Source organism: Kitasatospora paranensis (genome assembly GCF_039544005.1).
Classification (GTDB): domain Bacteria; phylum Actinomycetota; class Actinomycetes; order Streptomycetales; family Streptomycetaceae; genus Kitasatospora; species Kitasatospora paranensis.
Window position 1 is genome coordinate 5,971,147 of sequence record NZ_BAABKV010000001.1, and the last position, 23,895, is coordinate 5,995,041.

The 23,895-nt window shown below is 73.4% G+C and carries 22 protein-coding genes and 2 pseudogenes; 16 read left to right on the forward strand and 8 right to left on the reverse strand.

Going from position 1 to position 23,895, the window contains the following annotated elements; all coding sequences use genetic code 11:
* Nucleotides 1-70 precede the first annotated feature (70 nt).
* Nucleotides 71-670 carry a hypothetical protein gene (locus tag ABEB13_RS28380; RefSeq protein WP_345707711.1) on the reverse strand — a complete coding sequence of 200 codons (600 nt, stop codon included), beginning with the start codon at nt 668-670 and terminating at the stop codon, nt 71-73.
* A gap of 264 nt (nt 671-934) precedes the next feature.
* Here ABEB13_RS28380 and ABEB13_RS28385 point away from each other — a divergent pair, with 264 nt between their 5' ends.
* Nucleotides 935-1,978, forward strand: coding sequence for a glycoside hydrolase family 26 protein (locus ABEB13_RS28385; RefSeq protein WP_345707712.1), 1,044 nt, complete (start codon nt 935-937; stop codon nt 1,976-1,978).
* 81 nt (nt 1,979-2,059) lie between these two features.
* Here the strand turns inward: ABEB13_RS28385 and ABEB13_RS28390 are convergent.
* Both ABEB13_RS28390 and ABEB13_RS28395 read right to left on the reverse strand, forming a co-directional pair.
* Nucleotides 2,060-2,778 (reverse strand): annotated as a pseudogene (locus ABEB13_RS28390) (ABC transporter permease).
* A 40-nt stretch (nt 2,779-2,818) separates the two neighbouring features.
* On the reverse strand, nt 2,819-3,739 hold the full coding sequence (locus ABEB13_RS28395) for an ABC transporter ATP-binding protein (protein WP_345707713.1): 921 nt from the start codon (nt 3,737-3,739) through the stop codon (nt 2,819-2,821).
* A gap of 165 nt (nt 3,740-3,904) precedes the next feature.
* On the opposite strand from ABEB13_RS28395, the gene ABEB13_RS28400 reads away from it, so the two are divergent.
* The 9 genes and pseudogenes from ABEB13_RS28400 to ABEB13_RS28440 all read left to right on the forward strand — a co-directional run bounded on the left by ABEB13_RS28400 (nt 3,905) and on the right by ABEB13_RS28440 (nt 11,530).
* Nucleotides 3,905-4,762 (forward strand): helix-turn-helix transcriptional regulator, encoded by an 858-nt coding sequence (locus ABEB13_RS28400; protein ID WP_345707714.1) that lies wholly within the window; start codon nt 3,905-3,907, stop codon nt 4,760-4,762.
* Entirely contained in the window at nt 4,755-6,167 is a 1,413-nt protein-coding gene (gene sufB / locus ABEB13_RS28405; RefSeq protein WP_100888153.1) for a Fe-S cluster assembly protein SufB, read from the forward strand. Before ABEB13_RS28400 ends, sufB begins: the two co-directional genes overlap by 8 nt.
* Before the next feature lie 56 nt (nt 6,168-6,223).
* The gene (sufD, locus tag ABEB13_RS28410; protein ID WP_345707715.1) at nt 6,224-7,459 is read left to right on the forward strand and encodes a Fe-S cluster assembly protein SufD; all 1,236 of its coding nucleotides are present in this window, start codon (nt 6,224-6,226) and stop codon (nt 7,457-7,459) included.
* Nucleotides 7,456-7,772: pseudogene (locus ABEB13_RS28415) on the forward strand (bifunctional 3-phenylpropionate/cinnamic acid dioxygenase ferredoxin subunit). The gene sufD and the pseudogene ABEB13_RS28415 overlap by 4 nt, the downstream one beginning before the upstream one ends.
* 6 nt (nt 7,773-7,778) lie before the next feature.
* Nucleotides 7,779-8,543 carry a Fe-S cluster assembly ATPase SufC gene (gene sufC / locus ABEB13_RS28420; protein WP_100888150.1) on the forward strand — a complete coding sequence of 255 codons (765 nt, stop codon included), beginning with the start codon at nt 7,779-7,781 and terminating at the stop codon, nt 8,541-8,543.
* The gene (locus ABEB13_RS28425) at nt 8,540-9,796 is read left to right on the forward strand and encodes a cysteine desulfurase (protein ID WP_345707716.1); all 1,257 of its coding nucleotides are present in this window, start codon (nt 8,540-8,542) and stop codon (nt 9,794-9,796) included. The genes sufC and ABEB13_RS28425 overlap by 4 nt, the downstream gene beginning before the upstream one ends.
* Nucleotides 9,797-9,810: 14 nt before the next feature.
* Nucleotides 9,811-10,263: a Fe-S cluster assembly sulfur transfer protein SufU gene (gene sufU / locus ABEB13_RS28430; protein WP_100888148.1), complete on the forward strand. Its 453-nt coding sequence runs from the start codon at nt 9,811-9,813 to the stop codon at nt 10,261-10,263.
* Nucleotides 10,264-10,279: 16 nt separating this feature from the next.
* Nucleotides 10,280-10,681: a metal-sulfur cluster assembly factor gene (locus ABEB13_RS28435; protein WP_345707717.1), complete on the forward strand. Its 402-nt coding sequence runs from the start codon at nt 10,280-10,282 to the stop codon at nt 10,679-10,681.
* A gap of 162 nt (nt 10,682-10,843) precedes the next feature.
* Nucleotides 10,844-11,530: a DUF4389 domain-containing protein gene (locus tag ABEB13_RS28440; protein ID WP_345707718.1), complete on the forward strand. Its 687-nt coding sequence runs from the start codon at nt 10,844-10,846 to the stop codon at nt 11,528-11,530.
* A 49-nt stretch (nt 11,531-11,579) separates the two neighbouring features.
* On the opposite strand, the gene ABEB13_RS28445 is transcribed toward ABEB13_RS28440, so the two are convergent.
* The gene (locus ABEB13_RS28445) at nt 11,580-12,119 is read right to left on the reverse strand and encodes a hypothetical protein (RefSeq protein ID WP_345707719.1); all 540 of its coding nucleotides are present in this window, start codon (nt 12,117-12,119) and stop codon (nt 11,580-11,582) included.
* Nucleotides 12,089-12,766: an MFS transporter gene (locus ABEB13_RS28450; RefSeq protein ID WP_345707720.1), complete on the reverse strand. Its 678-nt coding sequence runs from the start codon at nt 12,764-12,766 to the stop codon at nt 12,089-12,091. Before ABEB13_RS28450 ends, ABEB13_RS28445 begins: the two co-directional genes overlap by 31 nt.
* A gap of 451 nt (nt 12,767-13,217) precedes the next feature.
* Between ABEB13_RS28450 and ABEB13_RS28455 the strand changes: the two genes are divergently transcribed.
* Entirely contained in the window at nt 13,218-14,867 is a 1,650-nt protein-coding gene (locus ABEB13_RS28455) for a hypothetical protein (protein WP_345707721.1), read from the forward strand.
* Nucleotides 14,868-14,917: 50 nt separating this feature from the next.
* Here ABEB13_RS28455 and ABEB13_RS28460 read toward each other — a convergent pair whose 3' ends face one another.
* On the reverse strand, nt 14,918-15,361 hold the full coding sequence (locus ABEB13_RS28460; protein ID WP_100888144.1) for a VOC family protein: 444 nt from the start codon (nt 15,359-15,361) through the stop codon (nt 14,918-14,920).
* A gap of 534 nt (nt 15,362-15,895) precedes the next feature.
* Here ABEB13_RS28460 and ABEB13_RS28465 point away from each other — a divergent pair.
* Nucleotides 15,896-16,774: a hypothetical protein gene (locus ABEB13_RS28465; RefSeq protein ID WP_345707722.1), complete on the forward strand. Its 879-nt coding sequence runs from the start codon at nt 15,896-15,898 to the stop codon at nt 16,772-16,774.
* A gap of 175 nt (nt 16,775-16,949) precedes the next feature.
* On the forward strand, nt 16,950-18,401 hold the full coding sequence (locus tag ABEB13_RS28470) for an alkaline phosphatase PhoX (protein ID WP_345707723.1): 1,452 nt from the start codon (nt 16,950-16,952) through the stop codon (nt 18,399-18,401).
* A gap of 51 nt (nt 18,402-18,452) precedes the next feature.
* Here the strand turns inward: ABEB13_RS28470 and ABEB13_RS28475 are convergent, their stop codons facing one another.
* Nucleotides 18,453-19,751, reverse strand: coding sequence for a PucR family transcriptional regulator (locus tag ABEB13_RS28475; RefSeq protein WP_345707724.1), 1,299 nt, complete (start codon nt 19,749-19,751; stop codon nt 18,453-18,455).
* A complete protein-coding gene (locus ABEB13_RS28480) occupies nt 19,700-20,062 on the reverse strand; it encodes a hypothetical protein (protein WP_345707725.1) in 363 nt (120 codons plus the stop codon). The genes ABEB13_RS28475 and ABEB13_RS28480 overlap by 52 nt, the downstream gene beginning before the upstream one ends.
* A 139-nt stretch (nt 20,063-20,201) precedes the next feature.
* On the opposite strand from ABEB13_RS28480, the gene ABEB13_RS28485 reads away from it, so the two are divergent.
* The 3 genes from ABEB13_RS28485 (at nt 20,202) to pruA (ending at nt 23,813) form a co-directional block, all read left to right on the forward strand.
* Nucleotides 20,202-20,798, forward strand: a complete 597-nt coding sequence (locus ABEB13_RS28485) for a PadR family transcriptional regulator (RefSeq protein ID WP_345707726.1) — start codon at nt 20,202-20,204, stop codon at nt 20,796-20,798.
* A gap of 10 nt (nt 20,799-20,808) precedes the next feature.
* The gene (locus ABEB13_RS28490) at nt 20,809-22,008 is read left to right on the forward strand and encodes an FAD-dependent oxidoreductase (RefSeq protein ID WP_345707727.1); all 1,200 of its coding nucleotides are present in this window, start codon (nt 20,809-20,811) and stop codon (nt 22,006-22,008) included.
* Between the two features lie 176 nt (nt 22,009-22,184).
* Nucleotides 22,185-23,813 carry an L-glutamate gamma-semialdehyde dehydrogenase gene (pruA, locus tag ABEB13_RS28495; RefSeq protein WP_345707728.1) on the forward strand — a complete coding sequence of 543 codons (1,629 nt, stop codon included), beginning with the start codon at nt 22,185-22,187 and terminating at the stop codon, nt 23,811-23,813.
* The last annotated feature ends 82 nt before the right edge of the window (nt 23,814-23,895 follow it).

The window sequence follows — 23,895 nt, forward strand, 5'->3', positions numbered from 1 at the left end:
GCTGTTCCTGGGGGCCTGGCGGGTGGGCGCGGGAGGTGGGGCGGTGGGCGGGCCGGTGCCGGCCGGCGGCTCAGCTCGCGGGGACGGCGGCCGCCGGCGCCCGGCTGCCCTCGGCCCGGTCGTCCTGGCCTTCGCGGTTGTCGCCGCCGTTCTCGTCGTCGTAGCCGGCGCGGGTGGCCCGGACGGAGGAACCGGTCGCCGGCGTGGTCTTGATGCCCGTCGTCGCCTTGTGGGTGGGGGGCGGGCTGACGTGGCCGGTCGGGCTGTGGCTGGTGCCCGGGCGGGCGCTGGTGCTCGTCCGGGCCGAGCCGCTGGGGCGCGCGCTGCCGGACGGGCGGGCGGAGCCGCTCGCGGACCCGCCGGGGCTGGGCGACGGGGAGAGCGAGGGGGCCGTGCCGAGCACGCTCGCGTGGGCGCTCGGCACCGGGATGGTGGAGGACGGCTGCGGCGGGACGCTGATGGCCGGGGCGTGCGACTGGAGTCCGACGAGGCTGCCGGTCATGGCCGCGGCCAGCATCGTGGAGGCGAGGCCCACCAGCCAGCCGAGGCCGCGCAGCCGGCGGCCGCGGGTGCCCGACTGGTCGACGAAGACCGGGGCGCCCTCGATCGGGGCGACGACCTGTTCGAGCGGGGCGGTGACCTGCCCGGCCGGCCCGACCGGAGTGGGCACGGATGCCGGTATCGCTGGGGCCACCGCATGCGCCTTTCCCGAAGTGAGCCGCACCCGCGCGGGGTGCGTTACACGGACGCTAGTTCACCCGACGTGCCTGATTCCGCGTCAATGTTCGGTTTGGGCGGTTATGGGGCTCCCTTGTGACCGTATCGAGATTCCCTGCCTACGATCCATGCCTGGCGGACGGCCGACGTTCACCCCATAGGATGCCCGCAGCCCCCTCGCCCCCGCCGGCTGAGAGACTCCCAGAACGGCTCCACCGTGATCAGACGACCCCTCGCCCGCCCCGCCGCCCGTCGGCTGGCCGCGCTGGCCATCGCCGTCCCGCTGCTCGCCACCGCCTGCTCCACCGCCGACGGCGGGTCCGCCGGCGACGGTGCGGGCGCCCCCGGCCCTGCGGCCTCCTCGTCGGCGCCGGTCCTGCCGCCGTACGACGCCTCGGCGCTGCGCACGCCCACCGGCCGGATGCTCGGCGTCGCCTCCGAGGGCGGCCCGGCCGACCTCGGCCCGGTCGACGCCTTCGCGGCCAAGGCCGGCCACCGCCCGGACGTGCGGGAGTACTACCAGGAGTGGGGCGAGGACTTCGACACCGCGGGCAACACCGCCCTGTGGAAGTCGGGCGTGCTGCCGCTGCTGTCGCTGGTGCCCGACCAGACGCCGCTGTCGCGGATCGCCTCCGGCGGCGAGGACGCCTACCTGACCCGGTTCGCCCAGCAGGTCCGCGGCTTCCAGGGCCCGGTGGTGATCGCCTTCGCCCCCGAGATGAACGGTGCCTGGGCGCCCTGGGGGCCCGGCAAGGCCACCCCGGACGAGTACGTGAAGGCCTGGCAGCGCCTGCACGACGCCTTCCGCGACCAGCAGGCCACCAACGTGATCTGGATGTGGACCCCGCACGTCGCCGACAGCGGCACCGGCGCCCCGGTCAAGCCCTACTACCCGGGCGACGACTACGTCGACTGGCTCGGGCTGATCGGCTACTACGGCCCGCAGGACGGCACCGCCTTCCGGACGCTCTTCGCGCCGACCCTGAAGACGCTGCGCGGCTTCACCGCCAAGCCGCTGCTGATCGCCGAGACCGGCGTCGCGGAGAGCCCGCAGAAGGTCGCCCAGATCAACGACCTGTTCTCCAACGCGGCCGGCACCAACGGACTGATCGGCCTGGTCTGGTACGACCTGCGCAAGAAGTGGCCCGGCAGCACGCAGCTGACGGACTGGCGGGTGGACAGCTCCGCCGCCGCGGCCGCCGCCGTCGTCAAGGCCGTCGGCGCCAAGGGCTTCGGACACCCGGTCACCCCGGCCGGCTGACCCGGCCTCACCGGCCCGCCGCAGGGCGGCCGGACACGCGCGCCCCGGACCCGCAGGGCCCGGGGCGCACGTGTCGCACCGTCACTCCCAGCGGAACCAGCGGGCGGCGGCCGCCAGGCCCAGCACCGCCCACACGGCGAGCACCCCAAGGTCCGACCACGGCACCCCGGCGCCGTGCTGGAGCACCGAGCGCAGCCCGTCCGAGAGCGCGCTGATCGGCAGCAGCTCCAGCACCGATCGGACGGCCGACGGGAACTTCGCGAGCGGCACGACCACCCCGCCGGCCAGCAGCAGCAGGATGAACACCAGGTTGGCGGCGGCCAGCGTGGCCTCCGCCTTCAGCGTGCCGGCCATCAGCAGCCCCAGCCCGGAGAACGCGGCGGTGCCGAGCACCAGCAGCCCCACCACGGCCGCCGGGTTGCCCTGCGGCGACCAGCCGAGCGCCAGGGCGATCACCGACAGCAGCGCCACCTGCAGCGCCTCGGTGACCAGCACGCAGCCGGTCTTGGCGGTCAGCAGCGCCCAGCGGGGCAGCGGTGTGGCGCCCAGCCGCTTGAGCACGCCGTAGCGGCGCTCGAAGCCGGTGGCGATGGCCTGGCCGGTGAACGCGGTCGACATCACCGCCAGCGCCAGCAGGCCGGGGCGAGGAAGTCGACCCGCTTGCCCGGGCCGTCCACGGCGACCACGTCGACCGTGCTGAACAGCACCAGCAGCACGCTGGGGATGATCACGGTGAGCAGTAGCTGCTCGCCGTTGCGCAGCAGCATCCGGGTCTCCAGCGCGGTCTGCGCCAGCAGCATCCGGCCGACCGGGGCGGCGCCCGGCCGGGGGTGTAGTCGGTCACGAGCGCAGTTCCCGTCCGGTGAGTTCCAGGAAGACGTCCTCCAGGCTGCGCCGCTGCACCCCGAGCTTCTCGGGCAGCACGCCGGCGTCGGCGCACCAGGCGGTGACGGAGGCGAGCAGCCGGGGGTCGACGGCGGCGTCCACCCGGTAGGCGCCGGGGGCGGCCTCGGCGACGGTGGCGCCGTCCGGCAGCACGGCGGCCAGGGCGGCGAGGTCGAGGCCGGGCGGTCCGTCGAAGCGCAGGCTGCCGTCGGCGCGGCAGAGGTCGGCGGGGGTGCCGGTGGCGACGACGCGGCCGCGGTCGACGATGGCGACCTCGTCGGCGAGCTGTTCGGCCTCGTCCATGTGGTGGGTGGTGACGACCACGGTCACGCCGCCCTGCCGCAGCTCCCGGACGAGTTCCCAGGTGGCGCGGCGGGCCTGCGGGTCGAGGCCGGCGGTGGGCTCGTCGAGGAAGACCAGCTCGGGGCGGCCGACCACGGCCATCGCCAGCGCGAGGCGCTGCTGCTGGCCGCCGGAGAGCCGGCGGTAGGGGGTGCGGCCGCAGGAGTCCAGGCCGAGCCGCTCGACGAGGGCGGGCACGTCCAGCGGGTCGGCGTAGAGCTTCGCGGTGTGGCGGAGGATCTCGACGGCGCGGGAGCCCGGGTACACGCCGCCCGACTGGAGCATCACGCCGATCCGCGGCCGCAGCCGGGCGGCGTCGGCCACCGGGTCGAGGCCCAGCACCCGGACGGTGCCGGCGTCGGGGCGGCGGTAGCCCTCGCAGGTCTCGATGGTGGTGGTCTTGCCGGCGCCGTTGGGGCCGAGCACGGCGGTGACGGTGCCGGGGCTGATGGCCAGGTCGAGGCCGTCCACGGCCGTCTTGTCGCCGTACCGTTTGACCAGCCCGGTCACCTCGACGGCGGGTGGAGTCTGCATACCGGCGAGTGTAAGAGGCGGCGGCCCGGGGGCCGCGCACGGGCTCCGCTGCCCGCTTTCCGCAGGTCAGGTAAGGCTTACCTGCGTGACTGACGTCATCGATGAGGCCTGGGTCACGGCTTGTTCCTCCGGAACGAATTACGCAACAATGGTGTTGTGAAAAACATGCGCGAGCACTCCGTACAGGACAGGGTGGCCGAGTCGGCCCCCGGCTGTGCCGTGCCCGCGACGGCGGCCGAGGTCCTGCTGGACGGCCACCGGGCCACCAGGGACCGGGTCGCCCGGTCGATCCTGGACCACGGGCCGTCCTCAGCCGCCGACCTGTCCGGCCGGCTCGGCCTCACCGCCGCCGCCGTCCGCCGCCACCTCGACTCGCTGGCCCTCGCGGGCCTGGTCGAGTCGCGCGAGCAGCGGGTCTACGGCAGCCGCGGCCGCGGCCGCCCGGCCAAGGTCTTCGCCCTCACCGAGTCCGGCCGCGACGCCTTCTACCAGGCGTACGACCAGCTGGCCGCCGACGCGCTGCGCTGGATCTCCGAGGCGGTCGGCGGCGGCGCCGCGGGCGAGGAGGCGGTCGCCGCCTTCGCCCGGGCCCGCTTCGCCAAGCAGGGGCAGCGCTACCTCGACACCCTGGAGCTCGCCGAGGCCGACGGTCGGACGGAGGCGCTCGCCGAGGCGCTCAGCGCCGACGGGTACGCTGCGACGGTGCGGCGGGTTCCGTCCGCCGGCGGTTCGAAGGCCCCGGCCGGAGCGCAGCTCTGCCAGCACCACTGCCCGGTCGCGCACATCGCCGAGCAGTTCCCGCAGCTCTGCGAGGCGGAGACCGAGGTCTTCTCGCAGCTTCTCGGCACCCATGTGCAAAGGCTGGCCACCATCGCCCACGGCGACGGGGTCTGCACCACGTATGTGCCGGCATCCGGTGCCGCACCGTCGTCCGCAGCACAGCGGACGCCCGGTGCCGTGCCGACTGCCGGTACGTCCCCAACCGAAACGGCTCGTCCGCGCGGAGGAAATTCGCATGACTGACATCGCACACCCGGAGCTCGAGGGCCTGGGCACCTACGAGTACGGCTGGGCCGACTCCGACGAGGCCGGCAGCGCTGCCAAGCGCGGCCTCAGCGAGGCGGTCGTGCGCGACATCTCGGCGAAGAAGAGCGAACCCGAGTGGATGCTCAACCTGCGTCTCAAGGGCCTGAAGCTGTTCGGCAAGAAGCCCATGCCGACCTGGGGCTCGGACCTCACCGGCATCGACTTCGACAACATCAAGTACTTCGTCCGCTCCACCGAGAAGCAGGCCGAGTCCTGGGAGGACCTGCCCGCCGACATCAAGGCGACGTACGACAAGCTGGGCATCCCGGAGGCGGAGAAGCAGCGCCTGGTCGCCGGTGTCGCCGCCCAGTACGAGTCGGAGGTCGTCTACCACCAGATCCGCGAGGACCTGGAGGAGCAGGGCGTCATCTTCCTGGACACCGACACCGCGCTCAAGGAGCACCCGGAGCTCTTCCAGGAGTACTTCGGCACCGTCATCCCGGTCGGTGACAACAAGTTCGCCTCGCTGAACACCGCGGTGTGGTCCGGCGGCTCGTTCATCTACGTGCCGAAGGGCGTGCGGGTCGACATCCCGCTGCAGGCCTACTTCCGGATCAACACCGAGAACATGGGCCAGTTCGAGCGGACGCTGATCATCGTCGACGAGGACGCCTACGTCCACTACGTCGAGGGCTGCACCGCCCCGATCTACTCCTCGGACTCGCTGCACAGCGCCGTGGTGGAGATCATCGTCAAGAAGGGCGGCCGCTGCCGCTACACGACCATCCAGAACTGGTCGAACAACGTCTACAACCTGGTGACCAAGCGCGCCGTGGCGTACGAGGGCGCGACCATGGAGTGGGTCGACGGCAACATCGGCTCCAAGGTCACCATGAAGTACCCGGCCGTCTACCTGATGGGCGAGCACGCCAAGGGCGAGACCCTGTCCATCGCCTTCGCCGGCGAGGGCCAGCACCAGGACGCCGGCGCGAAGATGGTCCACATGGCGCCGAACACCTCCTCGTCCATCGTCTCCAAGTCGGTGGCGCGCGGCGGCGGCCGCACCTCCTACCGCGGCCTGATCGAGATCGGCGAGGGCTCGCACGGCGCCAAGTCGAACGTGCTCTGCGACGCGCTGCTGGTGGACACCGTCTCCCGCTCGGACACCTACCCGTACGTCGACGTCCGCGAGGACGACGTCTCGATGGGCCACGAGGCGACCGTCTCCAAGGTCAGCGAGGACCAGCTCTTCTACCTGATGAGCCGCGGCATGACCGAGCAGGAGGCCATGGCGATGATCGTCCGCGGCTTCGTCGAGCCGATCGCGCGCGAGCTGCCGATGGAGTACGCGCTGGAGCTGAACCGGCTGATCGAGCTGCAGATGGAGGGCGCGGTCGGCTGACACCCGGCCACCGCACCCACCGTCCAGACCCTGAGGAAGAGAGCACTACGACAGCCATGGCTGAGGTCAACACCAACACCGGGGCCACGACCGCCGGTTCGATCGAGGTCGGCACCGCCGGCGCAGGCGCGAAGCTGGCCGGTCCCGGCACCGGCCGCACCGCCGTCCAGCAGCCGATCGACGCCCGCGTCGCGGTCAAGCCCTCGTACGACGTGAACGACTTCCCGGTGCCCACCGGCCGCGAGGAGGACTGGCGGTTCACCCCGCTGCACCGCCTCGGCGGGCTGCACGACGGCACCGCGGCCGAGGGCGCGCGCGGCGAGGACAAGCTGGAGCTGGCCCTGCCGGAGGGCGTCACCGCCGAGACCGTCGGCCGCGACGACGCCCGCCTGGGCACGGCCGGCAAGCCGGTCGACCGGGTCGCCGCCCAGGCCTTCAGCGCCTTCGAGGAGGCGCTGGTGGTGACCGTCCCCAAGGAGACGGTGCTCACCGAGCCCGTCCGGATCGACGTGCACGGCGAGGGCGGCGTGCGCTTCGCGCACGTGGTCGTCGACGTCAAGCCGTTCGCCGAGGCGGTCGTGGTGATCAACCACACCGGCACCGGCACCCGCGCGGCCAACGTCGAGCTGCTGGTCGGCGACGGCGCCAAGCTGACCTTCGTCTCCGTCCAGGACTGGGAGCGCGACGCGGTGCACACCGCGCAGCACACCGCCCTGGTCGGCCGGGACGCCTCGCTCAAGTCGGTCGCGGTCACCTTCGGCGGCGACGTCGTCCGCCTGCACCCGCGGGTGAACTACGCGGCGCCCGGCGGCGAGGCCGAACTGTTCGGCCTGTACTTCGCCGACGCGGGCCAGCACCTGGAGCACCGCCTGGTGATCGACCACGACACCCCGCACTGCCGCTCCAACGTGGTCTACAAGGGCGCCCTGCAGGGCCAGGACGCGCACGCCGTCTGGGTCGGCGACGTGCTGATCCGCGCCGCGGCCGTCGGCACCGACACCTACGAGCTCAACCGCAACCTGGTGCTCACCGACGGTGCCCGGGTCGACTCGATCCCGAACCTGGAGATCGAGACCGGCGAGATCGTCGGCGCCGGCCACGCCTCGGCGACCGGCCGCTTCGACGACGAGCAGCTGTTCTACCTGCAGGCCCGCGGCATCCCGGCCGACGAGGCCCGCCGCCTGGTCGTCCGCGGCTTCTTCGCCGAGCTGGTCCAGCAGATCGGCGTCGCCGAGATCCAGGACCACCTGATGGAGAAGATCGAGGCCGAGCTGGAAGCGACCGTGGCATGAGCTTCCTGCGCGCCTGCGCGCTGGGAGACCTCGCCGAGGACGTTCCCAAGCGCGTCGAACTCAACGGTGTGCCGGTCTCCGTCGTCCGCACCGACGAGGGGTGTTCGCGATCAACGACACCTGCTCGCACGCGAACGTCTCCCTCTCCGAGGGCGAGGTCGAGGACTGCATGATCGAGTGCTGGCTGCACGGCTCCAGCTTCGACCTGCGCACCGGCAAGCCGTCCGGGCTGCCCGCCACCAGGCCCGTCGCCGTTTACCCCGTGAAGATCGAAGGGGACGATGTGCTCGTCTCCGTCAACCAGGAGTCCTGAGTACACATGGCTACGCTTGAAATCCGCGACCTGCACGTCTCCGTCGAGGCCGAGAACGGCCCCCGCGAGATCCTCAAGGGCGTCGACCTCACCGTGAAGCAGGGCGAGACCCACGCGATCATGGGCCCGAACGGCTCCGGCAAGTCGACCCTGGCCTACTCGCTGGCCGGCCACCCCAAGTACACCGTCACCGGTGGCGAGGTGCTGCTGGACGGCGAGGACGTGCTGGCCATGTCCGTCGACGAGCGGGCCCGCGCGGGCGTCTTCCTCGCCATGCAGTACCCGGTCGAGGTCCCCGGCGTCTCGGTCTCCAACTTCCTGCGCACCGCCGCCACCGCCGTCCGCGGCGAGGCCCCCAAGCTGCGCCTGTGGGTGAAGGAGGTCAAGGAGGCCATGGCCGCGCTCCAGATGGACCCGGCCTTCGCCGAGCGCAACGTCAACGAGGGCTTCTCCGGCGGTGAGAAGAAGCGCCACGAGATCCTCCAGCTGGAGCTCCTCCGCCCGAAGATCGCGATCCTCGACGAGACCGACTCGGGCCTCGACGTCGACGCGCTGCGGGTCGTCTCCGAGGGCATCAACCGGGTCCGCTCCACCGGTGAGGTCGGCACCCTGCTGGTCACGCACTACACCCGCATCCTGCGGTACATCAAGCCCGACCACGTCCACGTCTTCGCGGCCGGCCGCATCGTCGAGTCCGGCGGCGCCGAGCTCGCGGACAAGCTGGAGAACGAGGGCTACGAGAGCTACGTGAAGGGCGGCGCTTCCGAGTGACGAACCTGTCTGGCCTGCTCGACACCGACGCGATCCGCAAGGACTTCCCCGTCCTCCAGCGGATGCTGCACGACGAGAAGCCGCTGGTCTACCTGGACAACGCGGCGACCTCGCAGAAGCCGCGCCAGGTGCTGGAGGCGCTCACGGCGTACTACGAGCGGCACAACGCCAACGTGCACCGCGGTGTGCACGTGCTCGCCGAGGAGGCCACGGCGCTGTACGAGGGCGCCCGCGACAAGGTCGCGGCGTTCGTCAACGCGCCGAGCCGGGACGAGGTGATCTTCACCAAGAACGCCTCGGAGTCGCTCAACCTGGTCGCCAACATGCTCGGCTGGGCCGACGAGCCCTACCGCGTCGACGCGGACGCCGAGATCGTCATCACCGAGATGGAGCACCACTCCAACATCGTGCCGTGGCAGCTGCTCTCGCAGCGCACCGGCGCGAAGCTGAAGTGGTTCGGGCTGACCGACGAGGGCCGGCTCGACCTCTCGAACATCGACGAGCTGATCACCGAGAAGACGAAGATCGTCTCGTTCACGCTCGTCTCCAACCTGCTGGGCACGGTCAACCCGGTCGAGACCATCGTCCGCAAGGCCCAGTCGGTGGGCGCCCTGGTGCTCATCGACGCCTCGCAGGCCGCCCCGCACATGGTGCTGGACGTGCAGGCCCTGGAGGCCGACTTCGTCGCCTTCACCGGCCACAAGATGCTGGCCCCGACCGGCATCGGCGTCCTCTGGGGCCGCCAGGAGCTGCTGGAGGACCTCCCGCCGTTCCTCGGCGGCGGCGAGATGATCGAGACCGTGACCATGGGCTCGTCCACCTACGCCCCGGCGCCGCACAAGTTCGAGGCCGGTACCCCGCCGATCGCCCAGGCCGTCGGCCTCGGCGCGGCGGTGGACTACCTCTCCGCCATCGGCATGGAGAAGGTCGCCGCCCACGAGCACGCGATCACCTCCTACGCCGTCGAGCGGCTGCTGGAGGTGCCGGACCTGCGGATCATCGGCCCGCGGACGGCCGTCGACCGCGGTGCGGCGATCTCCTTCACGCTCGGCGACATCCACCCGCACGACGTGGGCCAGGTCCTCGACGAGCAGGGCATCGCCGTCCGGGTCGGCCATCACTGCGCGCGGCCGGTCTGCCTGCGGTACGGAATTCCGGCGACCACGCGGGCGTCGTTCTACCTGTACTCGACGCCCGGTGAGGTCGACGCGCTGATCGACGGCCTGCACCACGTGCGCAACTTCTTCGGCTGAGGGGTGACGCCAGCATGAAGCTCGACTCGATGTACCAGGAGATCATCCTGGACCACTACCGCAACCCCCACGGCAAGGGGCTGCGGGACGGCGACGCCGAGGTGCACCACGTCAACCCGACCTGCGGCGACGAGATCACCCTGCGGGTCCGCCTGGACGGCTCGACCGTCGCGGACGTCAGCTACGAGTCGCAGGGCTGCTCGATCAGCCAGGCCAGCGCCTCGGTGCTGAACGACCTGGTGGTCGGCAAGACCGTCGGCGAGGCCCAGGCCGTCCAGGAGGCCTTCCTGGAGCTGATGCAGAGCAAGGGCCAGGGCGAGGGCGACGAGGAGGTGCTGGAGGACGCGGTCGCGTTCGCCGGCGTCTCCAAGTACCCGGCCCGGGTCAAGTGCGCGCTGCTCAGCTGGATGGCCTGGAAGGACGCCACCGCCAAGGCCCTGGGCGGTCAGCCCGCCATCAACGACTGAAACGGACGGACTCCCCATGAGTGACAGCGAGACCCCGGCCGAGCAGGCCGTGACCGACGCGGACGCCCCCGCCGTGCCCGAGGGCCAGGTGGCCTTCACCAGCGCGGGCACCGTGTCCGTCGAGGACCTCCACGAGGCCCTGATGGACGTCGTCGACCCCGAGCTCGGCATCGACGTGGTCAACCTCGGCCTGATCTACGGCATCCACATCGACGAGGACGACGTCGCCACCATCGACATGACGCTCACCTCGGCGGCCTGCCCGCTGACCGACGTCATCGAGGACCAGGCGAAGACCGCCACCGACGGCCTGGTGAAGGACCTGCGGATCAACTGGGTCTGGATGCCGCCGTGGGGCCCGGACAAGATCACCGACGACGGCCGCGACCAGCTCCGCGCGCTCGGCTTCAACGTCTGACGCACCACCCGTCGACCGCCCCCGCCCCCGCCCCTCCCGGGCGGGGGCGGTCGCGCGTTCCGGCGCCTTCCGCCGTCCGGGTCCGGCCAGGTGTCGGCGGCACCCCGGAGCGGGAATGTCATCCCGTCGTCCGCACCGGTCGACGGGACGAGGGAGCACAACGTGGCGACGGGCACCTGGCAGGCACCACCCGCACAGCCCGGACCGACCGAGGTCCTGCCCGAACTGGAGATCCCGGAACCGGGCACCCAGCGCCGCCTGACGGTCTTCTTCCGCTGGCTGCTGCTGATCCCGCAGTTCATCGTGGTGTGGGCGCTCTCGGTGATCGCCGTGCCGGTGGTGATCGTCGGGTGGTTCGGCGCCCTCGTCCTCGGCCGGCTGCCCGATCCGGTCGAGAACTACCTGGCCGGCTACGTCCGGTACGACACCCGGGTGCGCGCCGACGCGATGCTGCTGGTCGACCGCTACCCGCCGTTCGCCTGGGAGCCGGCCGACTACCCCGTCCGGGTGGACCTGCGGCCCGGCCCGCTGAACCGGCTCGCGGTCTTCTTCCGCCTGATCCTGATGATCCCCGCGGCTGTCGTGGAGGCGCTGCTGGCGAGCGGCTGGTACGTCGCCGCCCTGGTGATCTGGATCGTCGTGCTCGTCCTCGGCAGGATGCCGCGGCCGCTGTTCGAGGCGACCGCGGCGACCCTGCGCTTCATGACCCGCTTCAGCGCGTACGCGCTGATGCTGACCTCGGGCTACCCCAAGCGGCTGTTCGGCGACGAGTCGCTGCCGCCGCTGGAGAAGCCGCGCTCCGCGACCCGGCCGCTGCTGCTGTCCGGCGGGGGAAGGCACTGCTGGTGATCTTCCTGGTGCTGGGGCTCTTCAGCGGCCTCAGCGGCTCCTTCGGGAACTACTCCGACGACGACTCGACGCAGCTGCGCGGCCGGGCCGCCGACGCCACCGCCAGGGCGACGCAGGCCGCCGACGCGACCGCGGCGAACCCGCTGACCGCCGGCAGCAGGCCGTAGCGCTGGGTCAGCGCGCCGACCGCCACGATCGGCAGCGAACTGCCCAGGTAGACGATCACCCAGAGGGCCGACAGCTCGCTGCCGCGGCGCTCCGGGTCCATCGCGCCCACCGCGCCGGTGAACAGGGAACGGAACGCCACGCCCTGGCAGCACCCGCCCAGCACGCTGCCGATGAACAGCAGCGCCGGTGTCCCGGTGTAGCCGGCCGCCACCACCAGGGCCAGACCGGCCGCCAGGCCCGCCATGCCGAGCGCGATCACCAGCCGGTCCGCGGTCGGCGGCACCAGCAGCTGCGCGGCGGCCGAGGAGCCGAGCAGCAGGGCCGCCACCACCGCGCCGGTCAGGTGCGACGAGGAGTGCAGCAGCCGGGCGGCGAACGCCGGCGCCAGGCTCAGGTACACCCCGAACACCGCGTACGACACGAAGCCCGCACCCGCCGCCAGCAGGAACTCGCGGCGGCCGCGCCGGGGCAGCCGCAGGCGCTGCGGCCGCAGGTGGGCTGGAGTGGTGATGCGCGGCGGGGTGGTCGCCGGGCGCTCCCGGCCGGGCATCCGCGGGTGCACGAGGGACAGCGGCACGCACAGCGCCAGCAGCGCCAGCGCGTGCAGCAGGAAGGGGTGAGCAGCGGGTGCTCGCCGGTGCTCAGGGTGGCGCCCACCACCGGGCCGAGCGCCACGCCGCCGGCCGAGCAGGCCAGGGTGAGCTTCGCGGCCAGCGTCGGGCGGTCCGGCAGCAGGTCGCCCAGGGCCGCGCCGGCGGCGCCGGTGGACAGTCCGACCGCGACGCCCTGCACGGCGCGCCCGAGGGCGAGCACCGCGAAGCTGTGCGCGTTCGCGAACAGGACGTCGCCGAAGGCGGCCAGGCCCACCGCCGGGAGGATCAGGGCGCGCCGGCCGAGGTGGTCCGACCAGTGGCCGACCACGGCGAGCACCGGGACGAGCGCGAAGACGTAGACCGTGAAGAGCACGGTGGTGTCCAGCGGGGTCAGGCCGAGCTGCTGCTGGAGCACGGGGTAGATCGGGGTCGCCAGGTTGGCGCCGATCAGCAGGAGGAGCAGGGCGCCGGACACCAGTCCGACGCGGATGCCGCGCAGCGCGTTCCAGCGGCTGATCGCGGCGAGCTGGAGCTGGGCGCGCGGTGCGAGCTCCGGGGGAGCAGGGCCTCCGACAGTCGGCGCCCGGGGTACTGCGCGGTGCGCAGGCCGGGGCCGGCGGGGGAGAGGTCCGCCATGGCAGGGGTCTCCTGTTGGCCGGGCACCACCGGGGCCGGCCGGGCCAGGGGTGGCGGCCGTGGTTGCGGAGTCCGGGTGGCGCGAGGTGTGCTGTGCCGAGGGGTGGGCGTCGTCGCCCGGGCTCGCGCGGGGTGTGCGCGTCGCCCGAGGAAGGATACGTGGTCGGCGCGGGGCGCGGCGCGCGCCCGACGGGTGCGCACAGGGGGCACGGACCCCGATACGCTGAGTGGATGGGCCGGTACGCGCCGGCCGCTGGCCGCACCACAGCCACCACGGGAGATCGCCAACGATGGCCGGACGACGCCGCAACACCCCTGACCACTCGTCGCAGCCGGGCGAGGGTTCGGCCCCCGGCGGGAGCCGGCTGCCGGCCGACTACGACCTGGCCGAGCTGTACGGGGCCCAGGGCAGCGACGGGGACGACGAGGACTTCGACGACACCGCCGTCCTCGTGCCGCCGATCGCGCTGCCGCCTCAGGAGGAGCTGGCCGCCGCCGCGCTGGCCGTCCCGCTGATCGCGCACGCGCTGACGCTGGCCCGCTGGTCCGCCCCGCACCGGGTGGTGGACGAGTTCGGCGACCTGGTGGAGGCGGACCGCGGCCCGGCCGCCCGCCTCCTGGAGCTCGCCCCCGAGGACGGCCCGATGCCCGAGGACGCCCTGGTGGAGATGTTGCGCGCCTGGTCGCTGGCGTGCGACCTGGACCTGGTCACGCTCGGCACCACCGCGGCCGGCGAGCACGTCGCGGTGCCCGCCGAGGAGCTGGAGGACGTCGAGTCCGGTGACCCGGACGCCGTCCTCGACCTGTGGCTGACCGCCGCCGGCATCGTGCGGGAGCTCGCCGTGGAGGCGGACTCGCTGGAGGTCGAGGGCGAGGCCGGGGAGGCGGGCGCCGAGGAGCCGCAGGAGGCGGACGAGGACGGGCTGGCCGCGGTCGAGGAGGCCAGCGAGGCCGCGGCCGAGCTGCTCGACGAGGCGATGCAGGTGCTGTACGAGTACACCGCCTTCGCGGAGCCCGGCGAGGAGACGGTGCCGCTCGGCGTCCTCGCGGCGCTGCTGGTCGTCCCGGACGGCGAGGAGCCCGACGAGGAGATGCTCGGCGAGATCACCGACGTGATGGTGGCGCTCGACCCGATGCTGGCCGACCTGGCCGAGCTCGGCCTGGTCGAGCACCGGCCGATCGACCCCGACCTCTTCGAGGAGGAGGACGAGGCGGCCGCCCCGGCCGCGGCGGAGCCCCGCGAGGACCAGCTCAGCGACGAGGACGCGGCCCGGTTCGGCCTCGTCCGGCTCACCCCGCTGGGCCAGTACGGGGTCCGCGAGTGGCTGCTGGCGGACGGCTACGACGCGCCGCTGGTGGGCGAGCTGGCCGAGGGCGGCGCGGAGGCCCTGCTGAACGCGCTCGCCGAGTCGGCCAACCTGCTGCCCGACCGCGAGATCGCGGTCTGGCTCGCCGTCCGGCAGCCCGCCGAGGCCGCGCGCGAGCTGCTGGAGGCCGCCCGCGGCCGGGACGCGTACAGCCCGGTGCGCCGGATGTACTGTGCGGCGGCGCTGATCTCGCTCGGTCCGGACGGCGACGCGGCGTTCGCCGAGGTGGTGGACGACCCGGACCTCGGCGGGCTGGCCCGTGAGGTGCTGCGCAGCCACGGCGGCGAGGTCGCGGCGGCCGAGCGCGAGGTGGCCCTGTGGCACACCGTGGACGCCTTCGCGGCGGTGCTGCTGGCCAGCCGGGGCGAGGCGGGGCAGCTGCGCGAGCTCGTGGCGGGCCTGCCGGTGACGGACAACCCGGCGAGCTTCTTCGGCGAGGTCTGGCGCGTCCCCCACCCGTACACCGCGCAGATGCTGGACACCGTCGGCGAGCTGCACCTGGACCGGCAGGTGGCCAAGGAGGCCCGGAAGGCCTCCTTCAAGGCGAAGTCCCGCCGGAGCCAGGAGGGCTGACCCGCCGTGGGGGCCTGCCCGGCGGGCCCCGCGGCCGGCCGGACGGGCCCCTACGGCAGGTCGAGGCTGCCGTCGGCGGTGAACGGGAAGAACGGGTTGTGGGCCAGCTCCCAGAGGTGGCCGTCCGGGTCCTCGAAGTACCCGGAGTAGCCGCCCCAGGAGGTGGCCGCCGGGGGCTTGACCACGGCGGCGCCGGCGTCGACCGCCGTCCTGAGGGCGGCGTCCACCCGTTCGGGGGATTCGAGGTTCACCGCGAGCGTCACTCCGCGGAAGGACGGCTCGCCGCCGGCCGGCACCCCGGCGTCGGCCGCGAGCTCCTCGGCGGGGAACAGTCCGAGCACCGAGTCCGCCGTGCGGAACCAGACGATCTCCGGGCTGGAGGCCGCCGACCGCTGCCAGCCGAGGGCCTCGTAGAAGGCCGCGGCGCGCGGCAGGTCGCTGACGCCGAGCGTGACGATGCTGATGCGGGCCGGGAAGCCGGTGGTCGAAGTCATGCCGTCAGGGTAGGCACGGCCGCCGACATCCGCCCCGGGACGCGGCCGGGCCGTCCGGTCCGGCACCGTCCGGGCGAAGCTGATGCCCCGGCAGGTGCCCGGGCCGTATCGTTGGGCCGGACGCGTGGCGGCGCGGCCGGGGCATGGCCCGGTGCCGTCCGCGCACCGAACGGTGAGGCCGAGTACCCGGGGGCGGCAGAGCATGAAGAGGTAGGGCGCGAGCAGGCCCCAGGAGCCCGAGGACTTCTACGCCGACCACGAGGAGCACAACCGGCGGGTGATGTCCGATGCGGACTTCCCCGTGTACGGCGCGGACTCGGGCACACTGCCCCTCCGACCGGCGCGCGACGGCGAGGGCGCGCCCCCGGTGCCCCCGGCACCACGGCCGACGGCGCCGCCACGGCCGCCCGCGCCGACTCCGCCGGGGGCACCGACCGTGACGCCCTCGCCGAGTACGAGGTCTTCAACGGCCGGCTCGGCTGGGTCGAACTCCGCTCCGGCGACTGGAGCTCGCTGGACGGTCCGTACGTCACGGTGCGCACCTACCGGCCCGGTGCCGAGCACGCCCAGCCGCTGCCCGAGCTGGAGGACGTGGTCGAGGACGAGCGCGACCGGGTCTACGAGCACCTCGACGTCGACGAGGGCGACGGCCCCGGCCGGGTCCGGGCGCTGCGCGAGTGGATCACCGTCGAGGGCGAGCCGCGCGCCGTGCAGATCCACGAGGACACCCGCGCGGCGCTGGACGGCGCCGAGGGCGGCGCCCCGGTCTGGGCCGGCCGGCTGCGGGTCGACGGCGTCACCGTGACGGTCACCGGCCGCGGCGTCCCGCCGGGCGGCATCGAGCTGCGCCGGGTGGAGGACTTCGAACGGTTCGTGGTCGGCCGCACCGAGCTGCTGCGCCGCCTGGCGCTCCGTCAGCGGGCCCGGGACGTCCCGGTGGAGGACCGCGCGCTGCCGCAGGCCACCGGCCTGGAGGCGCACCGCGCGGTGGTCGAGCACACCGTCGCGGAGTCCCTCGCGATGGAGGCCCAACTGCGGTCCCGCCGCACCGCGCGGATGCCCCGGCGGCTGCGCGGCGAGGCGGGCGCCGAGCGCTGGGAGGCCGCCGTGCGCCAGCAGATGCGGCTCGCCTCCGAGAGCCGCGAGGAGGCCACCGACGCCATCTCCACCATGGTCAACCACCTGACCCGGCTGGCGCAGAACACCGACTGGCTGGTCGGCACGCCGGAGGGCGCTGCCGCGGTCGAGGAGGTCGTCCGGTACACCGCGTTCGCCAGCGAGGTCCCGAGCCTGCCCGCGCAGCGCGCCTGGGAGCGGCTGTGGTCCGGTGGCGCGCCGGAGCTGCCGTCCGGCACCGAGGAGGCCTGGCTGACGGCCTGGGAGCAGTGGCGCGTCGAGCGCACCCAGCACTGACCGGCCGGCACCGGAGGCGGTCCGGCCTGTGCGCCGGAAGGTAAAGCCGAGGTCATGGTTGGGTACAAGGACGGCAAAGGGTCACGCGGGTGCAGGGCCGGATTCACGCCGGGTTCACCGCGGCAGCCCAGTCTGCTGCGCACCGCCCTGCCGTCCGACCTCTGGAGTGACCGCCATGGCACTGTCCCGCCGGGACTTCGTCAACCGTTCGAGCCTGCTCGGGGCCGGTGTGCTCATCGCCGGCAGCGCCGAGGTGCTGGCCACCGCCCCCGGGGCGATCGCCGCCCCGGCCGGCGGCGAGGCCCCCGCGGAGCGGGGTGCGCACGCCGCGCTCGGCTACGGGCCGCTGCTCGCCGACCCGAAGGGGATCCTCGCGCTGCCGAAGGGCTTCTCCTACCGGATCATCACCCACACCGGTCGGACCACTCTGGTCACCGGCGAGTCGACGCCCAGCAACCACGACGGCACGGCCGCCTTCCCGGGCCGCCACGGCGCGACCCTGCTGGTCAACAACCACGAGCTCAAGGGCGCCCGGAGCGCCTGGCCGTACCCGGTGCCGCTGCTGGCCGGCCACGTCTACGACCCGGCCGCGGCCGGCGGCTGCACCGTCGTCGAGGTCCGCGACCGCGGCCGGCACGTCCGGGAGTGGGTCGGCATCGCGGGCACCTCCACCAACTGCGCCGGCGGCGCGACCCCGTGGGGCACCTGGCTGTCCGGCGAGGAGACCGAGGACCGGGCCGGCCAGAACGGCATGACCAAGGACCACGACTACATCTTCGAGGTCGACCCGTACGACCAGGACGCCAACCGCGACCCGCAGCCGGTGAAGGCCTTCGGCCGCTATCCGCACGAGGCGGCGGTGGTGGACCCGCACCGCGGTCACGTGCTGCTCACCGAGGACGCGGCCGGCCCCAACGGCCTGCTCTACCGGTGGACCCCGCCGGCGGGGTTCCGGCACGGCAGGGGCCGGCTGCGCACCCTGGCCGACGACGCCGGCGTGCTGGAGGCGTTCAAGGTCTTCGACTCGCACGGCAAGCTGGTCGACGACCTCTCCCGCGCCACCCGGCCCGGGACCACCTACGGGGTCGACTGGGTCCGGGTGCCGGACCGCGACGCGAGGACGGTCTCCGTCCGCAAGCAGTTCAAGGACGGCGAGATCACCCGCTCGCGCAAGCTGGAGGGCATGTGGTGGGGTGACGAGGGCGTCTACTTCGTGGCGAGCTACGCCCGCGAGGAGAGCCCCGTCCAGCACGACGGCCAGGTCTGGTTCTACAGCCCGGCCCGCCGCACCCTCACCCTGAAGGTGCTGCTCGGCGTCAACAAGGACGTCTGGGCGGACGGCGGCAACTTCGACGGCCCGGACAACATCACCGTCTCCCCGCACGGCGGCCTGGTGATCGCCGAGGACGGCAGCGGCGTGCAGCACCTGTTCGGCACGACCGACGACGGCCGCACCTTCCCGATCGCCCGGAACGAGCTGAACCTCGGCACCGCGCAGGCGCCGGAGTACAGCGAGTTCACCGGCGTCACCTTCTCGGCCGACGGGGAGACACTGTTCGCCAACATCCAGGAGCCGGGCATCATGCTGGCCGTCACCGGCCCGTGGCACCGCCTGCGCCGGCACTGACGCCGCTCGGCCCCGCTGCCCGCCGTCGACTCCCCGTCAGGTCACGCCCTGTCAGGTGTCCTCGGCGGGCAGCCGCAGTTGCAGCATCGCCAGCAGCCGCTGCTGCGGCTGGGCGAGGTCGATCCCGGTCACCTGCTCGGCCCGGCGCACCCGGTAGCGCAGGGTGTTGGGGTGGATGTGCAGGGCGTCGGCGGCCACCCTGACCTCCCCCAGCGCGTCCAGCCAGGCCAGGACCGACTCGGCCAGCCGGGTGCCGTGCCGGCGGTCGTACTCGGCCAGCGCGGTCAGCCGCGGGTCGCGCAGCTCGGCGTGCTCCTGGAGCAGCGCCAGGACCTCGCTGACCAGCACCTCGGCCTGCACGTCGAGCAGCGCGGCGACCTGGGGCGCGACCCGGCCGCGGCCCATCGCGTCCAGGATCCGGTCGGCCTGCGCGCGGGAGTCGGGGACCCGGGCGAGCGACTCCACCACGGGCCCGATCGCCGCCCGCAGCCGTACCCCGAGGTGCTCGCGGGCGGCGGCCACCACCTCCTGCGCCCAGCCGCGCAGGGTGGCTGTCGGCAGGTCGGGCGGCAGTTCGGGGAGCAGCACGTAGACCCGTGACTCGATCGGCGCGAGCAGGGCGGAGCGGTGCCGGGCCGCGGTGTGCACCGAGATCAGGCCGGTCACCTCGGCCCGGGTGAGTTCCAGGTCGGAGCCCTCGGAGGGGGCGTCGGCCGCGTACGCCAGCACCAGGGCTGGGCGGCGCAGGCCGAGGCCGAGGTGGGTGGCCAGGGACTGCGGGCCGGTCGAGCCCTCCAGCAGGCCGGTGACCAGGGTCTGGGTGAGCCGGACGTCCGCCGACAGTTCGCGGCGCCGCCGGACGAGCTGTCCGGCGGCGACCCGGGCGGCGCCGACCAGTGCCTGCTCGGCCTGATCGGCCAGCGGCTGGGCGCCCTCCTGGACCCAGATCGTGCCCAGCGGCTGGGCGCCCGCCCGGATGCCGATCGCCAGTCGGCGGCGGATGCCGAGCTCGGGGTGCTCGGCGATCTCGATCACCGCGTCCGAGGTGCGCAGGTGCTGGAAGACACCCCACTCGCGGAGTTTGGAGAGGTACGGCTCGGGGCCCTGCCAGCCGAGGATGGAGAGCCGGCGCAGGTCGTCGACCTCGTCGGAGTCGGAGGAACGCGAGTAGGCGAGCACCCGGCTGGAGGTGTCCTCGACGGAGACGATGCCGTGGGTGAGCACGGCGACGGTCTGGGCCAGCGAGAAGAGGTCGCCGGCGCCCTGCTCGGCGGCCTCGGGGGCGGTCGGGCCGGCGATCAGGGCCCGGGCGAGGGCGTCCAGGTGCTCCCAGCGGGTCTCGCGGCGCACCGAGAGCAGGGCGACGCCGGCCTCGGCGGCCGCCTCGCGCAGGGCGTCGGCCTGCCCGGGGAGTCGAGCTTGACGGCCACGGCGGCCGCCTTGGCCCGGCCGGCCGCGCGCAGCGCGGGCAGTGCGGCCCGGCCGCGGGCGCCGATCGCCAGCACGAGCTCGCCGGGCCCGGCGGTGGGGGTGTCCTCGGGGTCGAGGATGGCGACGTCCCGGACGGGGACGTCCAGCCCGGCCGGGGCGGTCTGCAGCTCGACCAGCGGTTCGCCGAGGGACATCAGCAGCTGCCGCAACGGGAGCCCGGGGGTCGTCATCGGGTCTCCTTCATCCGCTCGGACAATGCGGTACGGAGGATTTTAGCCGGGCGGACAGGATTCGGGCCCGCCCCGCACAAATGGTTGACACTGACTATTCGACATCGGATAGTCGATACTGACTAAGGAAGAGGACATCGTGGCGAAGCGGCGCAAGGTGGCCAACCCCCTCGCACTGGCGGTCCTGGCCGAGCTCACGGCCGAGTCGATGCACCCGTACGAGATGGGGCGGCGGCTCAAGGAGCACGGGAAGGACCGCGACATCCGGTACACCCGGAGCTCGCTCTACATGGTCGTGGAGCAGCTGCGGAAGGCCGGGTTCGTCGCCGAGCAGGAGACCGTCCGCGACAACCGGCGCCCCGAGCGCACCGTCTACGCGCTCACCGACGACGGCCGGGGCGAACTCCACGACTGGATGCGCGAACTGGTCGCCGAACCGCAGCACGAGTACCCGATGTTCGGGGTCGCGCTGTCGCTGCTGGCCGTGCTCCCGCCGACCGAGGCCGCCGACCTGCTGGAGCAGCGCCACACCGCGCTGACCGCGCAGGTCGAGGAGATCCGCACCACCGTGCGGACGGCCGGCGAGCAGGGCGTCCCGTGGATCTTCCTGATCGAGGAGGAGTACCGGCGCGGCGTACTGGAGGCCGAACTGGCCTTCGTCACCGGCCTCGTCGCGTCACTGAGGCAGCCGGAGTCCGTCCGGGCCCGGCAGGAGTTCTTCGACAATCGGACGTGAGGAGTCTGACATGACCCCCGTACGGAAAGCCCTGGTCGTCGGCGGTGGCATCGCCGGCCCGGTGACCGCCCTCGCCCTGCACCGGGCCGGGATCGAGGCGAGCATCCACGAGGCCTACGCCACTGCCGCGGACGGCGTCGGCGGGGTGTTCATGCTCGCCCCCAACGGGCTGGACGCCCTGCGCGCCGTCGGCCTCGACCAGGAGGTGCAGGCCATCGGCCAGCCGATCCGGCAGATGGTGATCGACGACCCGCGGGGACGCCCGCTCGCCGCCTTCGGCGGTGTGCCCGGGCTGCCGCCCGGCCTGGTGCTGCAGCGCTCCGACCTGTACGCGGTGCTGCAGCGGCGGCTGCGCGAGCGGGGCATACCGGTGACGTACGGCCGGCGGCTGGTCGGTGCGCAGGAGCGGCCGGACGGCGTCACCGCCGTCTTCGCCGACGGCTCCACCGCCGACGGCGACGTGCTGATCGGCGCCGACGGCGTCCGTTCCGCCGTCCGCACGCTCGTCGACCCGGCCGCCCCCGGCCCCGCCGACGTCGGGCTGCTGGGCTTCGGCGGCTTCAGCGACCACGTGCCGGCCGGGGCCGCCCACGACGCGATGCACTTCGCCAACGGGCGGCGCGCCTTCTTCGGCTGGTGGGCGCTGCCGGACGGCGGCACCGCCTGGTTCAGCAACCTGCCGCACCGCGGGACGACCACCGCCGCCGAGACCCGCGGGACCCCGGCCGCCGACTGGCTGAGCCGGCTGCGCGAGCAGCACGCCGGGGACGCCCCCGCCGAGGCCGTCCTCGCCGCGGCCCGGCCCGACACCCTGGTGAGCGTCGGCTCGATGCACATCCTGCCCAGGGTGCCGCAGTGGCACCGCGGCCGGCTGGTCCTGGTCGGCGACTCCGCGCACGCGCCGTCGCCCAGCTCCGGTCAGGGCGCGTCGCTGGCCGCCGAGAGCGCCGTGCAGCTCGCCCGCTGCCTGCGCGACCTGCCCGACCCGGCGGCCGCCTTCGCCGCCTACGAGGGGCTGCGCCGCGCCCGGGTGGAGAAGATCGTCGCCCAGGCGGAGCGGACCAACAACGAGAAGGCCGCCGGGCCCGTCGCCCGGGCCGCGATGCGGCTGCTGGCCCCCGTCGCCCTGCGGACCTTCCTGCGGCCGGAGAAGATGTTCGGCCCGGTGCACGGCCACCGGATCGACTGGGCGGAGCCCGTCACCGGCTGACCGTGCCACCCCGCCCGACGGGGCCCGGGGCGCCCGTTCATCCGATCGGACAACGCCGAACGGAGGACATTGGCCGCCCGGCCAATCTGGTGGCCGGGTCCGGCGGCATAGCGTTCGCTCATGGCCGGCGTGCGACCCTCGCCGGCACGACCATGACGAGAAGGAGAGCGCGCGCCATGGATGCTGTGACCCAGGTCCCCGCGCCGGTGAACGAGCCGGTCCACAGCTACGCCCCCGGCAGCCCCGAACGGGCCCGCCTGGAGGCGAAGCTGAAGGAGCTGGGCGGCCAGGAGCCGATCCAGCTGACCATGACGATCAACGGGGAGCACCGCCTCGGCGGCGGCTCCGAGATCCACGTCGTCCAGCCGCACAACCACGCGGCTCGGCTCGGCACGCTGCGCAACGCGACCCAGGACGACGCGCGCGACGCCATCGAGACTGCCCTGGCCGCCGCGCCGGCCTGGCAGGCGCTCTCCTTCGACTCCCGGGCCGCGATCTTCCTGCGCGCCGCGGACCTGCTGGCCGGCCCCTGGCGCGAGACGCTGGCCGCCGCCACCATGCTGGGCCAGTCCAAGACCGCCCAGCAGGCCGAGATCGACACGCCCTGCGAGCTGGTCGACTTCCTGCGCTTCAACGTGCACTTCGCCCGGCAGATCATCTCCGAGCAGCCGATCTCCTCCGACGGCGTGTGGAACCGCAGCGACCACCGCCCGCTGGAGGGCTTCGTCTACGCGATCACCCCGTTCAACTTCACCGCGATCGCCGGCAACCTGCCGACCGCGCCCGCGCTGATGGGCAACGTGGTCATCTGGAAGCCGTCCCCCACCCAGCAGTTCGCCGCGCACTACCTGATGCAGCTGCTGGAGGCCGCCGGCCTGCCCAAGGGCGTCATCAACATGGTCACCGGCGACGGCCTGGCCGTCTCCGAGGTCGCCCTCAAGCACCCCGCCCTGGCCGGCATCCACTTCACCGGCTCGACCGCCACCTTCCAGCACCTGTGGCGCGAGGTCGGCACCAACATCGCCGGCTACCGCACCTACCCGCGGATCGTCGGCGAGACCGGCGGCAAGGACTTCCTGGTCGCCCACCCGTCCGCCGACAAGGCCGTGCTGAAGACCGCGATGACCCGCGGCGCCTTCGAGTTCCAGGGCCAGAAGTGCTCCGCCCTGTCGCGGGCCTACGTCCCGGCCTCGCTCTGGGCGCAGATCAAGGACGACTTCCGCGACGAGGTCGAGTGGCTCACCATGGGCGACGTCAGCGACCTGTCGAACTTCATGGGCGCCGTCATCGACGACCGGTCCTTCGCCAAGAACAAGGCCGCCATCGACCGTGCCAAGGCCGACCCGACGGTCGAGATCCTGGCCGGCGGCAGCTACGACGACTCGGTCGGCTACTTCGTCCGCCCGACCGTGCTGGTCTGCGAGGACCCGGCGAGCGAGTACTTCCGCGACGAGTACTTCGGCCCGATCCTCGCCGTCCACGTCTACGCCGACGAGGACTACGACACGATGCTGGCCCAGATGGAGGGCGTCGCCGCGTACGCGCTGACCGGCTCGATCATCTCCCAGGACCGCGAGGCCGTGCAGCACGCCATGGGCGTCCTGCGGCACGCCGCCGGCAACTTCTACATCAACGACAAGCCGACCGGCGCCGTCGTCGGCCAGCAGCCCTTCGGTGGCGGCCGCGCCTCCGGCACCAACGACAAGGCCGGCGCCAAGCAGAACCTGATGCGCTGGACGTCGACCCGCTCCATCAAGGAGACGTTCGTCCCGCCGACGGACTACCGCTACCCGCACATGGGCTGACCACCCGTCGCACCACGGCGCGGCGTCCCCCACCCCCGGGGCGCCGCGCCACCCTCTCCACCACTCCGGAAGAAAGCCCAGG